15 protein-coding genes are annotated in these 18,310 nt (G+C 71.2%); 7 read left to right on the forward strand and 8 right to left on the reverse strand.

Going from position 1 to position 18,310, the window contains the following annotated elements:
• Window positions 1–335: 335 nt before the first annotated feature.
• The 3 genes from ACFYY2_RS19345 to glgX all read right to left on the reverse strand — a co-directional run bounded on the left by ACFYY2_RS19345 (window position 336) and on the right by glgX (window position 6,325).
• Window positions 336–2,207 carry an ABC transporter ATP-binding protein gene (locus ACFYY2_RS19345; protein WP_388744210.1) on the reverse strand — a complete coding sequence of 624 codons (1,872 nt, stop codon included), beginning with the start codon at window positions 2,205–2,207 and terminating at the stop codon, window positions 336–338.
• Entirely contained in the window at window positions 2,204–4,030 is a 1,827-nt protein-coding gene (locus tag ACFYY2_RS19350) for an ABC transporter ATP-binding protein (protein ID WP_388744214.1), read from the reverse strand. Before ACFYY2_RS19350 ends, ACFYY2_RS19345 begins: the two co-directional genes overlap by 4 nt.
• A 174-nt stretch (window positions 4,031–4,204) precedes the next feature.
• Window positions 4,205–6,325 (reverse strand): glycogen debranching protein GlgX, encoded by a 2,121-nt coding sequence (glgX, locus tag ACFYY2_RS19355; RefSeq protein WP_388744351.1) that lies wholly within the window; start codon window positions 6,323–6,325, stop codon window positions 4,205–4,207.
• Window positions 6,326–6,595: 270 nt separating this feature from the next.
• Here glgX and ACFYY2_RS19360 point away from each other — a divergent pair, with 270 nt between their 5' ends.
• The 7 genes from ACFYY2_RS19360 (at window position 6,596) to ACFYY2_RS19390 (ending at window position 13,566) form a co-directional block, all read left to right on the forward strand.
• Complete coding sequence (locus ACFYY2_RS19360) at window positions 6,596–7,816, forward strand: Ig-like domain-containing protein (RefSeq protein WP_388744217.1); 1,221 nt, start codon at window positions 6,596–6,598, stop codon at window positions 7,814–7,816.
• 203 nt (window positions 7,817–8,019) lie between these two features.
• Complete coding sequence (locus ACFYY2_RS19365) at window positions 8,020–9,270, forward strand: Ig-like domain-containing protein (protein WP_388744220.1); 1,251 nt, start codon at window positions 8,020–8,022, stop codon at window positions 9,268–9,270.
• A gap of 90 nt (window positions 9,271–9,360) precedes the next feature.
• Window positions 9,361–10,128, forward strand: coding sequence for an enoyl-CoA hydratase/isomerase family protein (locus ACFYY2_RS19370; protein ID WP_388744223.1), 768 nt, complete (start codon window positions 9,361–9,363; stop codon window positions 10,126–10,128).
• Window positions 10,129–10,390: 262 nt separating this feature from the next.
• Window positions 10,391–10,894 (forward strand): ATP-binding protein, encoded by a 504-nt coding sequence (locus ACFYY2_RS19375; protein WP_388744226.1) that lies wholly within the window; start codon window positions 10,391–10,393, stop codon window positions 10,892–10,894.
• 377 nt (window positions 10,895–11,271) lie between these two features.
• Complete coding sequence (locus tag ACFYY2_RS19380) at window positions 11,272–12,066, forward strand: polysaccharide deacetylase family protein (protein ID WP_388744230.1); 795 nt, start codon at window positions 11,272–11,274, stop codon at window positions 12,064–12,066.
• Window positions 12,066–13,247, forward strand: a complete 1,182-nt coding sequence (locus ACFYY2_RS19385; protein ID WP_388744233.1) for a beta-propeller fold lactonase family protein — start codon at window positions 12,066–12,068, stop codon at window positions 13,245–13,247. Before ACFYY2_RS19380 ends, ACFYY2_RS19385 begins: the two co-directional genes overlap by 1 nt.
• A 103-nt stretch (window positions 13,248–13,350) precedes the next feature.
• Window positions 13,351–13,566 carry an EF-hand domain-containing protein gene (locus ACFYY2_RS19390; protein ID WP_327114431.1) on the forward strand — a complete coding sequence of 72 codons (216 nt, stop codon included), beginning with the start codon at window positions 13,351–13,353 and terminating at the stop codon, window positions 13,564–13,566.
• Window positions 13,567–13,704: 138 nt separating this feature from the next.
• Here the strand turns inward: ACFYY2_RS19390 and ACFYY2_RS19395 are convergent, their stop codons facing one another.
• The 5 genes from ACFYY2_RS19395 to ACFYY2_RS19415 form a co-directional block, all read right to left on the reverse strand.
• On the reverse strand, window positions 13,705–14,712 hold the full coding sequence (locus ACFYY2_RS19395; RefSeq protein ID WP_388744237.1) for a terpene cyclase: 1,008 nt from the start codon (window positions 14,710–14,712) through the stop codon (window positions 13,705–13,707).
• 188 nt (window positions 14,713–14,900) lie between these two features.
• Window positions 14,901–15,296 carry a GntR family transcriptional regulator gene (locus ACFYY2_RS19400; RefSeq protein ID WP_388744241.1) on the reverse strand — a complete coding sequence of 132 codons (396 nt, stop codon included), beginning with the start codon at window positions 15,294–15,296 and terminating at the stop codon, window positions 14,901–14,903.
• Between the two features lie 48 nt (window positions 15,297–15,344).
• Entirely contained in the window at window positions 15,345–16,313 is a 969-nt protein-coding gene (locus tag ACFYY2_RS19405) for an ABC transporter permease subunit (protein ID WP_388744244.1), read from the reverse strand.
• Window positions 16,310–17,254, reverse strand: coding sequence for an ABC transporter ATP-binding protein (locus ACFYY2_RS19410; RefSeq protein ID WP_388744248.1), 945 nt, complete (start codon window positions 17,252–17,254; stop codon window positions 16,310–16,312). Before ACFYY2_RS19410 ends, ACFYY2_RS19405 begins: the two co-directional genes overlap by 4 nt.
• Window positions 17,255–17,378: 124 nt before the next feature.
• A complete protein-coding gene (locus tag ACFYY2_RS19415) occupies window positions 17,379–17,852 on the reverse strand; it encodes a carboxymuconolactone decarboxylase family protein (protein WP_388744251.1) in 474 nt (157 codons plus the stop codon).
• Between the last annotated feature and the right edge of the window lie 458 nt (window positions 17,853–18,310).

An 18,310-nucleotide genomic window follows, 5' to 3' on the forward strand; every position in this document is an offset into this window, starting at 1 on the left:
CGGAAGTCGTCCGTTGCCGGAAGTGCCGTGTTCGTTAAGCGGACGTTTCGTCGTGTGTCATACCGGTGCCGTATGGGGGGTGCCGGAATGCCGGGGGGCCGGAAATCGCGGGAGGACTTGAGATTTCGTTCGAATCTGCGCCGTTCGAACAGGAAGGCTCGCGGGAGGTGCGGAAACGGAGTCGGGACGGCGCGGCACTGTGGCCAGTTCCGCGCCGTCCCGAACGGCACCCCGGGCGGAGCCGCGGGGACCGGGGGAGAGGCCGTCCCGGCGGACGGAAATCCGTGCCGCCGGTGCCGGGTGCGGCCGCGCTGTGACCACACCCGGCACACACGTCACGCCAGGCTCTCGCGCCACGCACGGTGCAGGCCCGCGAACCGGCCGGTCCCCGCGATGAGGTCCGCCGGGGCTCCGTCCTCCACCACGCACCCCCGCTCCATCACCAGGACCCGGTCGGCGATCTCGACGGTCGACAGGCGGTGCGCGATCACCACCGCCGTGCGCCCGTGCAGCACGGTGTCCATCGCCCTCTGCACCGCACGCTCGCCGGGCACGTCGAGCGAACTCGTCGCCTCGTCCAGGATCAGCACCGCGGGATCCGCCAGCAACGCCCGTGCGAACCCGACGAGCTGACGCTGCCCGGCGGAGATGCGGCCACCCCGCTTGCGTACGTCGGTGTCGTAGCCGTCGGGCAGGGCGCTGATGAAGTCGTGCGCCCCGATCGCCTTCGCCGCGTGCTCGATCTCCTCGGGCGTCGCGTCCGGACGGCCGATCGCGATGTTCTCGGCGATCGTCCCCGAGAACAGGAACGCCTCCTGGGTCACCATCACCACACCCCGCCGCAGCTCGTCGACCGCCAGATCACGCAGATCCGTCCCGTCGAGCAGCACCCGGCCCTCCGTCGGGTCGTAGAAGCGCGCCAGCAGTTTCGCGAGCGTCGACTTGCCCGCACCCGTCGAACCGACCACCGCCACGGTCTGGCCCGCCGGGATCGTCAGGGCGAAGCGGGGCAGGACCTCGCCGCCCGTCCGGTACGCGAACCGCACCCCGTCGAAGGTCACCTCGCGGCCCGGGTGCTCACCGGCCGGGGGCGGCAGCGCCTTCGGGGTGAGCGGCTCGGGGACCGAGGGCGTCTGGGCCAGCAGACCGGCGATCTTCTCCAGCGACGCCGCCGCCGACTGGTAGGAGTTGAGGAACATCGCGAGCCGGTCGATCGGGTCGTAGAGCCTGCGCAGATACAGGACCGCCGCGGCCAGTACGCCGAGGGCCAGCGTGCCCGACGCCACGCGGTAGGCACCCCACAGCACCATGCCCGCCACCGCCGTGTTGGCGACGAGCCGGGACCCGACGACGTAACGGGCCATCTCCAGCAGGGCGTCGCCGTTGGTGCGCTCGTGGCGCCGGTTGAGCACCGCGAAGTCCCGGTCGTTGACGAGCTCCCGGCGGAAGGCCTGCACCGGACGGATCCCGTTCATCGTCTCGGCGAACTTCACGATGACCCCGGCGATGGCCGACGAGCGCGCCGAGTAGGCCTGCGCGGCCCGTCGGCGGTAACGCCGCACCAGCACGTACAGGGGAGCGAAGGAGACCACCGCGATGGCCCCGATGCCGAGGTCGAGCCAGAGGAGCAGGAGCGAGATCGACACGAACGACAGGATCACGCCGATCAGCTCCTGGAGCCCTTCGCTGAGCAGCTCGCGCAGGGACTCCACGTCCGTCGTCGAGCGGGAGATCAGCCGGCCAGAGGTGTAGCGCTCGTGGAAGTCCACGCTCAGCGCCTGGGCGTGGCGGAAGATCCGGCCGCGCAGGTCCAGCAGCACGTCCTGGTTGATCCGCGCGGCCGCCCGGATGAAGGCGTACTGCATGACGCCCGCGCCCAGCGAGCACACCGCGTATCCGGCTCCGACGGCGGCCAGCGGGCCGTAGTCGTGGTTCCGGAAGGCCGGCACCCCGCTGTCGATGGCGTATGCCACCAGCAGTGGTCCCGCCTGCACTGCCGCCTGCTGGACCAGCAGGAGGAGGGAGGCCACGACCACCCTGGCCCGCATCGGCCCGAGCAGGGACATCAGCAGGGCGCGCGTGGCGCCCCCGGGCGCAGGCAGGGAGTCACCTTCGAAGGCGTCGTCCTCCGTCCGCGCCGGGCCGGACCCCTCGTCGGGCAGGTCGTCGCCGGTGAGGGCGGGGCCGTCGGCAGTCGTACTGCTCATCGGGTGCTGCCCTCCTCGGGCACGAGAACACCGGCGCCGTCACCGGCGCCGTCATGGGAGCCGGCCATCAGCCAGGCGTACTCGGAGCTCGTCCGCAGGAGTTCCTGATGGGTGCCCACGGCACTGATCCGGCCCTCCGACAGGAGCGCCACCCGGTCCGCGAGCATCACGGTGGACGGGCGGTGGGCGACGACCAGGGCCGTCGTGTCCGCCAGGACACGGCGCAGGGCCGCCTCCACCAGGGCCTCCGTGTGCACGTCCAGGGCGGAGAGCGGGTCGTCGAGCACGAGGAACCGGGGCCTGCCGACCACGGCACGGGCGAGTGCGAGGCGTTGACGCTGACCGCCGGAAAGGCTCAGCCCCTGCTCCCCGACCTGGGTGCCGACGCCCTGCGGGAGGTCGTCGGCGAAGCCGGCCTGCGCGACCGACAGGGCGCGGCGCAGGTCCTGTTCGCCCGCGTCCTCCGCACCCATCAGCACGTTCTCCCCGACCGTGGCCGAGAAGAGGGTCGGCTCCTCGAAGGCCACCGACACCAGCTCGCGCAGCGTGCGGCGCTCCATGCGGGCGATGTCCTCACCGTCCAGCAGGATCCGGCCGGCGGTCACGTCGTGGAGCCGCGGGACGAGGGCCGTCAGGGTCGTCTTGCCGGAACCCGTCGCGCCCACCAGCGCCATCGTCTCGCCGGGCCGGATCCGCAGGTCGATCCCGGCGAGCACGGGCGGGGAGCCCGGCCCCGCGTCGGGATAGCGGAACTCGACCCCTTCGAAGACGATGCCCTCGCCGGCCGCGCCGGCCTTCCCCGCAGGGCTTTCCGGCGCCTCGGGCTCCGGCTCCTCCTCGACGTCCATCACCTCGAAGAAGCGGTCGGCGGCGGTGGCCGACTCCTGGCTCATCGCCAGCAGGAACCCGATCGACTCGACGGGCCAGCGCAACGCGAGGGCGGTCGACAGGAACGCCACCAGTGTCCCGGCCGACAGCTCGCCGTCCGCCACCTGCACCGTGCCGAGCACCAGCGCCGCCCCGATGGCCAGCTCGGGGATGGCGGTGATGAGCGCCCAGATCCCGGCGAGCAGCCTCGCCTTGCCGAGCTCCGTGCCGCGCAGCCGCCGGGCGAGCGTGCGGAAGGCCAGCGCCTGGCTGCGGTTACGGCCGAAGCCCTTGACGATACGGATGCCGAGCACGCTCTCCTCGACGACCGTCGTGAGGTCACCGACCTGGTCCTGGGCCTTGCGGGCCACCAGCGCGTACTTCGTCTCGAAGAGGGAGCACAGGATCATCAGGGGTACCGCGGGCACCAGCAGGACCAGTCCCAGGGACCAGTCCTGGGCGAACAGGATGACGAAACCGACCAGGATCGTGGTCCCGTTCACCAGCAGGAAGGTCAGCGGGAAGGCCAGGAACATCCGCATGAGCATCAGGTCCGTGGTGCCGCGGGAGAGGAGCTGACCCGAGGGCCAGCGGTCGTGGAACGCCACGGGCAGGCGCTGCAGATGGCGGTAGAGGTCGGCGCGCATCGACGCCTCCACGCTCGCCAGCGGACGGGCCACCAGCCACCGCCGCAGACCGAACAGCCCCGCCTCCAGGATCCCCAGCAGCAGCAGCCAGAGAGCCCCCAGCCACACCCCGCCGGGGTCGCGCCGCGCGACCGGGCCGTCCACCATCCACTTCAGGACCAGGGGGATGACCAGGGCGAGAGCGGAGGCCAGCACCGCCACGAGGGCGGCACCGATCCAGCGCGCGCGCACCGGCCGGACGTAGGGCCACAGGCGCAGGAGGGAGCGCACGGCGGACCGTTCCGTGGGCTCTGCAGGTTTTTCGGGCATCAGGAGTGAGCCTAAGGTTCACCACTGACATCACTCACCTTGTTTTCGGGTCACGCCGTCCTGGCCGCAGCGCCGCATCAGCCGATCGGCGGGTGCCGTCAGGCCGCCTCGGCGGGCACCGGCGCGGGCCGCCCGCCGGAGCTCCGCCGGACGAACCCGCGTGCCGGACGGGCCTCACCCCGTCACCCGCAGCAGCAGCACCGACCTCCCCGGCACGGTGAGCACGGTGCCGCCGGAGTGGAGGGTCCCCGGGGCCGTGGACTGCTCCTCGCGCGAGGTGTCCACCAGCAGTTCGTAGGCCTGCGCCCAGGGCGGCCCCGGGAGCCGGAAGTCGCAGGGGCGGTGGTCCGCGTGCAGGACGGCCAGGAAGCTGTCGTCGGTGATCTGCCCGCCGCGGGCGTCCCGGCCGGGGATGTCGCGGCCGGAAAGATAGAGGCCGAGCGTCGCCGCCGGCGCGTACCAGTCGGCCTCGGTCATCTCCTCGCCCCGCGAGGTGAACCACGCCAGGTCCCGCAGCCCGTCCGGGGCCTGGGGCGTACCGGCGAAGAACGCGCGGCGCCGCAGCACCGGATGCCGGTGGCGCAGGGACAGCACCCGGGCGGTGAGCTCGGTCAGCTGCCGCCACTCGGGCCGCTCCAGCAGGGACCAGTCGAGCCAGCTGACCTCGTTGTCCTGGCAGTAGGCGTTGTTGTTGCCGCCCTGGGTGCGGCCCATCTCGTCACCGGCGACGAGCATGGGCACCCCCGTCGACAGGAGGAGCGTGGTCAGGAGGTTGCGCAACTGGCCGCGGCGCAGGGCGTTGACCTCCGGGTCCTCGGTCTCGCCCTCGGCCCCGCCGTTCCACGAGCGGTTGTCGTTCGTCCCGTCGCGGTTGCCCTCGCCGTTGGCCTCGTTGTGCTTCTGTTCGTAACTGACCAGGTCGCGCAGGGTGAAACCGTCGTGCGCGGTGACGAAGTTGACGGAGGCGTACGGGCGCCTGCCTCCCCAGGCGTACAGGTCGCTCGACCCGGTCAGCCGGTAGCCGATGTCGCGCACGTCGGGCAGCGCGCCCCGCCAGAAGTCCCGTACGGCGTCCCGGTAGCGGTCGTTCCACTCGGTCCACAGCGGGGGGAACGCGCCCACCTGGTAGCCCCCGTTGCCGACGTCCCACGGTTCGGCGATCAGCTTGACCCGGCGGAGCACCGGGTCCTGGGCGATCACGGCGAGGAACGGGGAGAGCATGTCGACGTCGTGCATCGAGCGGGCGAGCGCCGCCGCCAGGTCGAAACGGAAGCCGTCGACGCCCATCTCCGTCACCCAGTAGCGCAGGGAGTCGGTGATCAGGCGGAGCACCTGCGGCTGCACCACGTGCAGGGTGTTGCCGCAGCCCGTGTAGTCCGCGTAACGGCGCGCGTCCTGGGAGAGGCGGTAGTAGCCGCGGTTGTCGATCCCGCGCAGGGAGAGCATGGGGCCGAGCTCCCCGGCCTCCGCGGTGTGGTTGTAGACCACGTCGAGGATGACCTCGATGCCCGCGTCGTGCAGGGCGCGCACCATCTGCTTGAACTCGCCGACCTGCTGGCCGGTGGTGCCGCTCGCCGCGTAGCCGGCGTGCGGGGCGAAGTAGCCGATCGAGTTGTAGCCCCAGTAGTTGTGCAGCCCGCGCCGCAGCAGGTGGTCCTCGTGGGCGAACTGGTGGACCGGAAGCAGCTCGACCGCCGTGACCCCGAGGCGTCTGAGGTGGGCGATGGCCGCGGGGTGGGCGAGACCCGCGTAGGTGCCGCGCAGCTCCGGCGGGATGCCGGGGTGGAGCTTGGTGAAGCCGCGTACGTGCAGTTCGTAGATCACCGAGTCCGCCCACGGCGTCTTCGGGCGGCGGTCCTCGGCCCAGTCGTCGTCGTCGTGGACCACGACGGCCTTGGGCACGAAGGGGGCGGAGTCCCGGTCGTCGCGCACCGTGTCGGCGACGTGCTGCTCGGGCCAGTCCCGCACATGGCCGTACACCTCGGGCGGCAGGGTGAACGACCCGTCCACCGCGCGGGCGTACGGGTCGAGGAGCAGCTTCGCCGCGTTCCAGCGGGCTCCCGTCCAGGGATCCCACCGGCCGTGCACCCGGTAGCCGTAACGCTGCCCCGGACGCACACCCGGGACGAAGCCGTGCCAGATCTCGTGGGTCAGCTCGGTCAGCGGCAGCCGCGTCTCGTGTCCCCGCTCGTCGAAGAGGCAGAGCTCGACGGCTTCCGCGCCGCCGGCCCAGAGGGCGAAGTTGGTGCCCGCCACACCGTCGGGTCCGACCCGGAAGCGTGCCCCCAACGGCATAGGGGCACCCGGCCATACGGGTGGTTCGTCCGGACCGTTCCTGAGGACCGGTCCGGTCTCCACGATCCTCCCGGCGGTGCGCGGCGTTTCCTCCTGCTCGGCTGTGCTCGACACCTCTCGGCCTCCTGCGGCTCGTCGGAGCGGCCACCGGCGGAAGGGGTCCGCGGCGTCCCGGCGGCGGCCTTCCTGATGGTGTCCTCACCCCTTGTTCTGCCCACCGGGGGCCCCGCACTCACGTTTCCCCCGGACGACCCCTGTCGTTGGGGGAGCGTGAACCACGTAGCGAAGAGAGCACGGGCGGGTTCGACCGCCGTGCTGACATGGGCAGGACTGTTCACCGTGCTGGCCGTACTGACCGGCTGCACCGGGACGTCGTCGTTCTTCGGTGACGACCGCTCACCCGGGGACGCCATCCGGATCGTCCCCAAGGACGGCGCCGCGGACGTCGGCGCCGACAGCCCGCTGGAGGTGACCGTCCCCGACGGTCGCCTCGAACGGGTCAGGGTCACCCGCATCGAGGACGCGGAACAGCAGGAGGTGCCCGGCCGGATCGCGGGTGACGGGCGCTCCTGGGCTCCCAGGGAGGACGGCTACCGGCTCGGGCTGGCCGGGAAGTACAGCGTCGAGGCGGTCGCGGTCGACGGGGACGGTCACCGCTCGGCCCGCAGCACCACCTTCACCACCCTGGTCCCCAAGGACCGCTTCATCGGCTACTTCAAGCCGGAGAACCGGTCCACCGTAGGCACCGGGATGATCGTCTCCTTCGACTTCAGCCGGCCGGTCACCGACCGGGCCGCTGTGGAGAGGGCCATCCGGATCACCACGGAGCCCGAGGTCGAGGTGGCCGGCCACTGGTTCGGGAAGAACCGTCTCGACTTCCGCCCCGCCGCCTACTGGGAGCCCGGCACCGAGGTCACCGTCGACGTCGGCCTGCGGGACGTCGAGGGGGCTCCCGGTGTGTACGGCAGCCAGCGGAAGAAGGTGACCTTCCGGGTGGGGCGTTCCCAGACGTCCGTGGTGGACGTCAGGGAGCACACCATGGAGGTGCGGCGCGACGGCGAACTCGTCAGCGCCGTACCGATCACGGCGGGTGCCGAGAAGACGACCACCTACAACGGGAAGATGGTCGTCTCCGAACTGCACGACGTGACCCGGATGAACGGCGACACCGTCGGCTTCGGCGGCGAGTACGACATCAAGGACGTGCCCCATGCGATCCGTCTGACGAAGTCGGGCACCTTCCTGCACGGCAACTACTGGGAGGACCCCGACATCTTCGGCTCGGAGAACACCAGCCACGGCTGCATCGGGCTTCGCGACGTGAAGGGCGGCGGCTCGGACACCCCGGCCGGATGGTTCTTCGAGCGGACGCTCGTGGGCGACGTGGTCGAGGTCGTCAACTCCGCCGACCGGACCGTCGCACCGGACAACGGCCTCGGCGGATGGAACCTCGACTGGCCCCGGTGGAAGGCGGGCTCCGCACTGCGCTGACCCCGGTCCGACCTGCGAAGGTCCCGGAGAAGGACTCTCCGGGACCACCGGGCGTCGCCCCGGGCGGACTTGGGACCGAACGGTGACATCCCGGGGAAGTTCTCCTTACGCGCGGTGTGATTATCTGGCGTCTGGCGTGCATGTGCAGCGCGCGGGGGTGCGGGCCATGGCGGGGCCAGGGCCGTGCGAGGGGAGACGACCACATGAACGGGCAGCCGATATCGGGGGCAGGATCCGGCGCGGGCGGGGGACGGCGTGGGCGCGGTGCCCCCGGACTCCTGCCGCTGGTACTGGGCGCGCTGCTGCTGCTGGTGACCGCGTGCGGGGGGAACGGCACCACGGGCACGACCGACGACAAGAAGGCGGGCGCCGCGGTGGACGACACCAGCGCCTCGCAGGCGGTGGTGACCATCGCGCCCAAGGACGGCGCCGACGACGTCGCGACCAGCGGTGCGCTGAAGGTCTCGGCCGCCCAGGGCAAGCTGAGCACGGTGAAGGTCGCCGATCCCAAGGGCAAGGAGGTCGGCGGCAGGATCGCGGCCGACGGCCTGAGCTGGGTGCCCGACCGCCATCTGGCCGCCGCCACCAAGTACACGGTGCACGCGGTCGCCAAGGACGCCAAGGGCCGCCAGTCGGCGAAGGACACCACCTTCACGACGCTGGTCCCGCAGAACACCTTCATCGGGCAGTACACCCCCGAGGACGGGTCGACCGTCGGCGTCGGGATGCCGGTGTCGATCCACTTCACCCGGGGGATCACCGCCCCCGAGGCCGTCGAGAAGGCCATCAGCGTGACGGCGGAGCCCGCCGTGGCGGTCGAGCCGCACTGGTTCGGCAACGACCGCCTCGACTTCCGTCCCGAGAAGTACTGGGCGGCGGGCACCAAGGTGACCGTGCGCCTCGACCTCGACGGCGTCGAGGGCCGGCCCGGGGTCTACGGCAAGCAGGCCAAGACCGTGAAGTTCACGATCGGCCGCAGCCAGGTCTCCACGGTCGACGCGAGCTCGCACCGGATGAAGGTGGTCCGGGACGGCAAGCAGATCAAGGACATCCCGATCTCCGCGGGCGCCCCGGCGACGACCACGTACAACGGCCAGATGGTCATCAGCGAGAAGCTCAAGGTGACCCGGATGAACGGCGACACCGTGGGCTTCGGTGGTGAGTACGACATCAAGGACGTCCCGCACGCGATGCGCCTGTCGACCTCGGGCACCTTCATCCACGGCAACTACTGGGGAGGGTCGGGCATCTTCGGCTCGACCAACACCAGCCACGGCTGTGTCGGGCTGCGGGACGTGCGCGGAGCGTGGGACAGCAAGACCCCCGCCGCGTGGCTCTTCGACAACTCGCTGATCGGCGACGTCGTGATCGTCAAGAACTCCAAGGACAAGGTGATCCAGCCGGACAACGGCCTCAACGGCTGGAACATGGACTGGTCGGAGTGGACCGAGTAAGTCCTCCCGTACGGCGGATGTGAGGCGGGCCCGGTGCTGTGACCAACAGCACCGGGCCCGTGCGCGTTAGCGGCGGTTAACCTGCTTCCCATGACCGTAACCCTTGAAGTGAGCGACAGAGTCGGCACGATCCGGCTGGACAGGCCGCCGATGAACGCCCTGGACGTCGCCGTCCAGGACCGGCTGCGCGAGCTCGCCGAGGAGGCGGCCCGGCGCGACGACGTGCGGGCCGTCATCCTCTACGGCGGCGAGAAGGTGTTCGCGGCCGGAGCGGACATCAAGGAGATGCAGGCGATGGACCACGCGGCCATGGTCGTGCGGTCCAGGGCCCTCCAGGAGTCCTTCACCGCCGTGGCGCGCATTCCCAAGCCCGTCGTCGCCGCGGTGACCGGCTACGCCCTGGGCGGCGGCTGCGAGCTGGCGCTCTGCGCCGACTTCAGGATCTCCGCGGACAACGCCAAGCTCGGCCAGCCGGAGATCCTGCTCGGGCTGATCCCCGGCGCCGGGGGCACACAGCGTCTGGCCCGGCTGGTGGGGCCCTCGCGGGCCAAGGACCTGATCTTCACGGGCCGTCAGGTCAGGGCCGACGAGGCCCTGGCGATCGGCCTGGTGGACCGGGTGGTGCCCGCCGCCGAGGTCTACGAGCAGGCCAGGGCCTGGGCCGCGAAGCTGGCCCAGGGGCCCGCGCTGGCGCTGCGGGCCGCCAAGGAGTCCGTGGACGCGGGGCTGGAGACCGACATCGACACCGGCCTCACGATCGAGCGGAACTGGTTCGCCGGCCTCTTCGCCACGGAGGACCGGGAGCGAGGCATGCGCAGCTTCGTGGAGGAGGGCCCGGGCAAGGCCACATTCCTCTGACCGGAAGTCAACTGCGTACAGAGGGACGCGTATTCATCCGTGTGGGCGGATTAGCTGGACCTTAAGAGAGCCTTAAGGTCCAGTGCTCCGGCCGCTCGTGCAATTACCCCGCTCCGCGGCGTCCGCGCAGGTGGATGTGGCCGCAGAGCGGTCCGTACTGCCTCTGGCATATGCCGGAGAACCAACCCGGAATGACTGGTTCCGGGAAAGGGATTCCGTCGGAACGGTCACGGAGCGCGTTCCTTGCGGCCATGATGGGGGCATGGCGGGCCTGGAGGGTGTGGAACAGCCGCGACCGCGCAGCAGTGCGACCGCGGCGCGCTGGACGTCTGCCGTCGATGACGAACAGGCGTTCAAGGCGCTGGAGTTGTTCGGGAATCCGACGGACGGCGAGGTGGCGCTGCCGTCCCGCCCGGAGTCCGCCGCGACCGCCCGCCGCATCACCTCGTGCGTGATGCAGCGCCAGTGGCAGCTTCCGCCGCAGACCGTCGAACACGGTGTGCTACTGGTGTCCGAGCTCGTGGGCAACGCGGTACGGCATACCGGTGCGCGGGTTTTCGGCTTACGCATGCTCCGTCGGCGGGGCTGGGTCCGCATCGAGGTGCGCGACCCGTCGCGCGGGCTCCCGTGCCTGATGCCCGTCCGGGAGATGGACGTGAGCGGCCGGGGGCTCTTCCTCGTGGACAAGCTCTCGGACCGCTGGGGCGTGGACCTGCTTCCGCGCGGGAAGACCACCTGGTTCGAGATGCGCACCGTCGACCGCTGACACACAGAAACCCCCGGGCGGCCGGGGTGCGGCACGTCGGGGGCTTCTGAGGGGGCCGTGGAATGGGGGGTGTGTCCACGGCCGCTCGCGGGACCTGGCTCGGGTCGGAGGAGGTCGTGTCACCGACTATGGCAGACGGGCGACCCGGGAGCCAATGTGCGAAAACGGGCAATAGGCATCAAAAGTGCATGTTTCGTTTCTGAATCATAGGTGCGATGGGTCACTCGCCTGGTTTTCTTCACACTTTCATCGCCTCCGCTGGGTGATTCATTGATGACCTCCTGGAAGCGTCCAGCCGAACAATCAGCTGGTTCCGCCCTAACGTGGGGGTGTCTCGGGAAGATCAGCACCCGAACCGACCCGCGAGGTGGACGGCCATGGACGGTCGCAGGACACCGGTGCCCCGCCGTGACGCGCTGCGTGCCGCCGCCGGCACGCTCCTGACGGCCACCGCCGCCGCGGGCTGCGCGCGGGACACCCCGTCACGGCCCGCCGCCACGGCGGACGAGCTCCGCGCCCGCCCCGCCCGCAAGGCCCACGGCCCCGCCGCCGCCCCGCGCCGCTTCCCCGGGCAGCCGGTCCAGATCGCCCACGGTTCCCGCAGCCGCCCCCGCGTCGCCCTCACCTTCCACGGCCAGGGCGACCCGGTCCTCGCCCGCGCCGTCCTCGCCGAAGCCGAGCGGGCCGGGGCCCGGGTCACCGTCCTGGCCGTCGGCAGCTGGCTCGACGAGCACCCCGGCATGGCACGGCGGATCCTCGACGGCGGCCACGACCTCGGCAACCACACCCAGGGCCACCTCGACATCAACGCGATGGACGAGGCGCGGGCCTACGCCGAGATCACCGGCTGCGCACAGCGTCTGCGCAGGCTCACCGGGTCCATCGGCACCTGGTTCAGGCCCTCGCGCGCGCAGTTCGCGACCCCTCTGGTCCAGGACCTCGCGCGCCGGGCGGGCTACCCGCACGTGCTGTCCTACGACGTGGACTCCCTCGACTTCACCTCGCCCGGCGTCCCGGCGGTCACCCGCAAGGTCGCCGGTGAACTCCGCAACGGTTCCGTGGTGAGCCTGCACTTCGGCTACCGCGACACCGTCGCCGCCCTCCCCCTCCTCCTCACCGAAATCGACCGGCGCCAACTGCGCGCGGTGACCACCACGGAGCTGTTGACCTGATGCCTCCCTCCCCGCGTCCCCTCGCCGCCGCGGCCCTGCTGGTCGCCGCACTCGCCGCGTGTGCGGCCCCCGCCGACCACGCGCGGTCCGCCGCCTCGCGCACCGAGGCCGCCGCGCCGCCCGACCGGGCCGCCCGGCCCGCGACGCCGCCGGGCCTGCCCGGGATGCCGCCCGTGCTCGACCCGGCGGACGTCTACGCGGCGGACCGGCCCGGGAAGCTGGCGCCGGCCGTCAAGGACTTCCCGTCCCGGGTGTACGTGCCCAACACGAACTCCAACACGGTCTCGGTGATCGACCCGGCGACGTACAAGGTGATCGAGACGATCCCCGTCGGCAACCAGCCCCAGCACGTCGTGCCCTCCTGGGACCTGAAGACGCTCTGGGTGAACAACGACCTGGGCGACAGCCTCACCGCCATCGACCCCGCGACCGGGAAGACCGGCCGGACGCTCGACGTCTCCGACCCGTACAACCTCTACTTCACGCCCAACGGCAAGTACGCCGTGGTCATGGCGTCCATGGACCGCGAACTGGTCTTCCGTGACCCGCACACGATGAAGACGGCCAAGACGCTGCCGGTCGACTGCGCGGGCGTCAACCACGCGGACTTCTCGGCGGACGGACGGTACTTCATCGTCTCCTGCGAGTTCTCCGGGGACCTGCTCAAGGTCGACACGGAGAAGATGGAGATCGTCGGACAGCAGAAGCTGCCCCGGCAGGGTGCGATGCCGCAGGACGTGAAGCTCTCCCCGGACGGGAGGACCTTCTACATCGCCGACATGATGTCGCACGGCATGTGGGTGCTCGACGGCAAGGCGTTCACCGTCCCGAAGCTGCTGCCGACGGGCAGGGGGGCCCACGGCCTCTACGTCAGCCGCGACTCCCGCGAGATGTACGTCACCAACCGGGGCGAGGGCTCCGTGTCGGTCTTCGACTTCGCGAAGAACAGGCTCACCAAGAAGTGGCACCTTCCCGGCGGCGGCAGCCCCGACATGGGCGGTGTCTCCGCCGACGGCAAGGTGCTCTGGCTCTCCGGACGCTACGACGCCGAGGTGTACGCCATCGACACCGCGAGCGGGAAGGAACTGGCCAGGATCCCCGTCGGCAGCGGGCCGCACGGACTGGCCGTGTACCCGCAGCCGGGCCGCTACTCGCTCGGCCACACCGGGGTCTTCCGCTGACGGCCGTCCCGGGACCCCACCCGTCGGTCGCCCCCCGGACGGTCCGCCCGCGCTGCCGGATAATCTGACCTCCGTCAGCAACGCTTAACGAAGGGGCGGAACAGTGGCGGACATCGAGTCGGCACGCAAGGCATTCGAGCGCTTCGACCAGAACAGCGACGGCAGCATCACGGCCGCCGAGTACAAGAGCGCGATGGCGCAGCTCGGTGACCCCTACGTCACCGAGACCGTGGCGCAGGCCGTCATCAACGCCCACGACACCAACGGCGACGGCGAGCTCACGTTCGACGAGTTCTGGGCCTCCCAGAACAAGGCCTGACCGCACCGGACCGGCGGTCGCGGGTTCCGGGCGGCCGAGCGGCCGGTGGGGGTCCGCGCCGGTGAGGCGTTCCCGGTGCCGCTCGCGGCGGCCGGCTGCCCGGTCCGGCGGTCCGCTCCGGCCGGACCGGCCGGACGGTCAGGCGGTGAAGTGGGGGGACAGGGAGCCCTGCCACTCGGCCCGGACGAGATCGGGACGGGTGTAGCGCTCGGCGCGCGCCTGGTGGTCGAAGCTCCCGCGCGCCAGGCCCCGATGGCTCCGGGCGCAGTCCCGCAGCGCCGTGCGGACAGGGCCCGCGAGGCGTGCGGCGCCGATCTCCCTGGTGAGCTCCTTCTCCGCACGCTGTATCCGCTCGGCCATGCGCGACAACTGGATGCCCGCCTCGTTCACCGCTTCCTGGAGTGTGTAGCCCCGGTCCCGCCGGAGGAGGAGGACGGCGTTGTGCCCGTATCCGAGCACGGCCTCCTTCTCCAGTGAGCAGATGTCGTTGCAGAGCCCGGCGTGGTCGGCGACCGCGTTCCGCAGGGCGATGTACGACGGCAGGCCGCGTGCCGACTCCGGGAGATCCGTTCCGGCGGCGACCTCCTGGAGGTCCAGGAAGGGCCGCACGGCCACGGAGTCGCGGCGGTGCTCGGTGAAGTCGGCCCGGGCCGGCTCCCGTCCGGCGGCCCGCTCGACGGCCTCGGCGTAGTACGTCCACAGCCAGGAAGCGGTGTCCCGCCGGAACTGCCGGGTCCAGCCCGCCGACCGGCCCCGGCAGGCACGCTCCCGCAGGTCCCCGAGGGCGTACTCCATGGGGCTGGCCGGTCCGGCGCCGTCGAGGACGCCCACCAGCCGCGCGACGACCCGCTCGCAGAGGCCGGGGTCGCGGCCCGCGACCCCGTCGTCGAACTCGTCGTCGACCAGGAGCATCCAGAAGAGCCACTGGGAGAAGAGGTCGAGATGTTCCTGCGAGGCATCGGGGAAGACGAGCGAGGTCCAGAGCTCCGGCCGGGCCCGGAGCATCCTGTTCCGGGCGGCGGGGGAGAGCGAGAGGCCGTTCTCCCCGGCCCAGTGCCAGACGGCCTTACCGGCGAGCTCCATGTGCGGGTTGCAGCCCGCGCTCCTGAAGGGCATGTGGAGCGCGGGCAGGACGATCTTGCTCATTGCGGCCCCTCCTCGGAGAAGGGTCGGCGGGCCGGACGGGTGGCCGCGTCACCTCAAGTCACTGTCAGTGAACCCCTTGGGGGTGCCCGTGGGAAGGCATATGCCAGTGAAGCCGCATGATTATGGCGGAAAGCCATCTATTGCTGCCCACTTGGCGCCGGGCGGCGCTCCTGGAGGCCGGTTCAGGCCTACGGCCCGGAGGGGTAGACCGCCTCGAAGGCCGACCGGAACACGGCCTGGACCTCCTCGCCGCCGAGCCCCTCCTCGCGCGCCAGGTGCAGCCAGTCGTTCAGCGCGGCCCGCAGGGGCCATCCGGGTCCGGAATCGGGCTCGTTGAGGCTGCGGGTGATGAAGGTCCCCGCTCCCTGGCGGACCTCCGCCAGCCCGGCACGCTCCAGTTCGCGGTAGGCCTTGAGCGTCGTGTTCGGGTTGACCTTGGTGGTGGCCGCGACCTGCGCGGCCGTGGGCAGCCGGTCACCCTCCTCCAGCGCACCCATCCGCAGGGCCTGTTCGACCTGACGGACGATCTGAAGATACGTCGCCACACCGCTGCGCCGGTCGATGCGGAACACGACCACGGACATCACCTTCCGCTCAGATGGCAACACTTTACGTAGGAAGGGGAGCCGGGCCTACAGCGGCCTCCTGGAGCCCCGCCACAGGACGAACGCGGTCAGGGCGGCCGCCCCTGCCAGGAGAAGGCCCGCGCCGGTCCACTGCATGGCCGCCATCTGGTCGTAGCCGAGGTATTCGACGACGTTGTTGACGATGCCCTTCTCCGCGATGCACGCGTTCGTGGCCTTCTCGGTCGCCTCCGCGCACGCGCCCCATCCGTACAGATGCCCGTCCGCGCTGCCCACCCAGCGGTCGAGTTCGTGGGCGTCGTCGAGGAGCGCGGGGGAGTCGCCGTTCAGCGGGTAGGTGAGGGTGCGCGAGGTGGCCAGGTGGTCCCGGAGGACGCCCCAGGCGACCTGTACGGCGACGCAGACGGCGAAGGTCGCGACCATGGAGGCGAGCACCCGGCGGAGCAGGACGCCGATGGTGACGCCGGCGGCGGTGAGGAACAGGGCGAGTGCCGGCAGGACCGGGCCCGTGGTGTCGAAGACCGAGGCGTCGATCCAGCTGTCCGCCAGGACCGAGTGGTAGGAGCGCCACCACCACGTGAAGAACACGGACAGGGTCACGGAGACCACCAGGACGGCGAGGAAGCACCAGCCGAGCTTCGCGACGAGCCAGCGGCGGCGCGTCACGGACTGCGTGGTGACGAGTTGCGCGGTGCCCTGCTCCTGGTCGGCCGCGATCAGCGGGGCGCCGACGAAGAGCGCGAGGACTCCCGGAAGCAGTCCGAGCAGTGTGGTGAGGGCGCTGTAGCTCTGGCCCGTGACCGGTTGCGGCGCGGTCTTCGCCGGCCAGCCCGCCGCGTCGAGCAGGTCGGCCAGCTGGGCGCGCTGGTACAGGATCCACAGCGAGCCGAGCACCGTCAGGGCGAGAAGGCAGAGCATTGCGGCGCGGTGCTGGCGCACGACGAGCCAGGTGAGCCCGCGTGTCATCCGGCGGGACGTGGTCGGGGTGGCGGGCACGCCGGTCAGGGTGGTGCTCATGCGGTCCTGGCCTCCTCGGGTTCGACACGGGCGCCGGGTGTGTAGAGCGCGGGTGCGTCCGGCGACCGCAGATGCGCGAGCAGCACTTCCTCCAGGCTGGGTTCGGCGACCTGCCAGTCCCCCCGCAGCGGGCCGTTCGGCCGGACCAGCGCCTGGAACTGCCGTCCCTGCACCCGGTTCTCGATGACCGTGTGGCCGGCGAGCGCGTCGGGGAGGGCGCCGTTGTGGGTCACTCCGGTCACCAGGGCGTGGGCCGGGACCAGCGCGTCGGCGTCACCGGCCATCCGGATCCTGCCCCCGGCGACGACGAGCAGGTAGTCGCACATGTCCTCCAGTTCGGCGAGCATGTGGGAGGACATCACCACGGTGGTCCCGCGCTCGACGGCCTCCGCCATGAGCAGGGTGCTCATCTCGTCCCGGGCGAGCGGGTCGAGGTCGGACATCGGCTCGTCGAGCAGCAGCACGTCGGGCCGCTTGCCGAAGGCGAGGGCGAACGCGACCCGGGTGCGCTGACCGCCGGAGAGCGTTCCGATCGCGGCCTTCATCGGCACGTTTCCCGAGCGCACGATCCGCTCGGCCGCCTCCCCGTCCCAGCCGGGGTTGAGTTCACCGCCCATCCGCAGGGTGTCCGCCACGGTGAACCGCTTGAACAGGGGCTTGTCCTGTCCGAGGAACGCGAACCTCGGCATCACGCCGGGGTCGCTCACCGGCACCCCGAAGACGCGCAGTTCGCCCTCCGTCGGCGCCACCTGCCGGGAGGCGATGCCCAGCAGGGTGCTCTTGCCCGCACCGTTGGGCCCGACGAGACCGCAGATCCTTCCGGCGGGAAGCCGGAAGGAGCAGTCGCGCAGGGCCCAGCCGCGCCGGTAGCGCTTGCCCAGGCCGCGGGCCTCCAGTGCCCAGGCGCCCGGACTCGTGTCCGGGGTACTCGTCTCCACCACGCGCCTCGCCTCAATTCCACTAGTCAATTAATGGAATCATGGTCATGAGTGGGCGCGACTGTCAACAAAGGGGCCCCCGGGCCCGTCGGCCGGAGCCGCGGGCCCGGGGGCCGGGTGCAGTGCCTCAGCCGAACATGCCGGGCCGGTAGTCGCCCGCGGGCTGCCGCACGATGACGTTCAGCCGGTTGTAGGCGTTGATGACCGCGACGAGGCCCACCAGGGCGACGAGCTGGTCCGTGTCGAAGTGCTTGGCGGCGGCGGACCAGGCCTCGTCCGTGACCCCGCCGGCCGCGTCGGCGATCCGGGTGCCCTGCTCGACCAGTTCCAGGGCGGCGCGTTCGGCCTCGGTGAACACCGTGGCCTCGCGCCAGGCGGCGACCAGGTTGAGGCGGGCCGGGGTCTCACCGGCCGCCGCCGCGTCCTTGGTGTGCATGTCCGTGCAGAAGCCGCAGCCGTTGATCTGGCTGGCGCGGATCTTCACCAGCTCCTGGGTCGCGTCGGGCAGTCCCGCTTCCGCGAGGACCTTGCCCGCGGAGTTGATGTGCTGGAGGAACCGCGCCGCGAGCGGGTTGCCGAAGAGGTTCAAGCGAGCGTCCATGACGAACTCCTGTGCCGTTGCCGTTGTCGGTTGCACCCCTTCGACGGACGGGACCCGGCGGGATGTGACATGGCGGCGGATGTGGCGTGCGTCTCGCCCCGGGGGTTGGTGCGTGCGGGCCCGCGCGGGTGCCGCCGCCGTCGCCCGGACCGGTCCGCGACGCGTGCGTCCGCCCGTCCCGGCGGGCGCCCCGTCACGACGTCCATGAACCGCCGACGGGCCAGGTGTTGGGGCTCCGAACGTATGGGAGGGTTGAACGGTCCCAATCGGCTTACGGGGCAAGGGTGTTCGCGGGAAGCGCGTGATCCGCGTGCCGACCGGCGGACGATCGTGACGCAAACTGTATGAATTCAGTTTGCCCACTGTCCGCTTTCCCCGTGTCTAATGACGGGTGGTCGTGAACGCGGTGGCCGTGATCCCGTGCGTCCACCACCATTTCGCCCCGGTGCATGCCGGTC

This window comes from Streptomyces sp. NPDC001822 (assembly GCF_042892135.1).
In the GTDB taxonomy this organism is placed as follows: Bacteria; Actinomycetota; Actinomycetes; order Streptomycetales; family Streptomycetaceae; genus Streptomyces.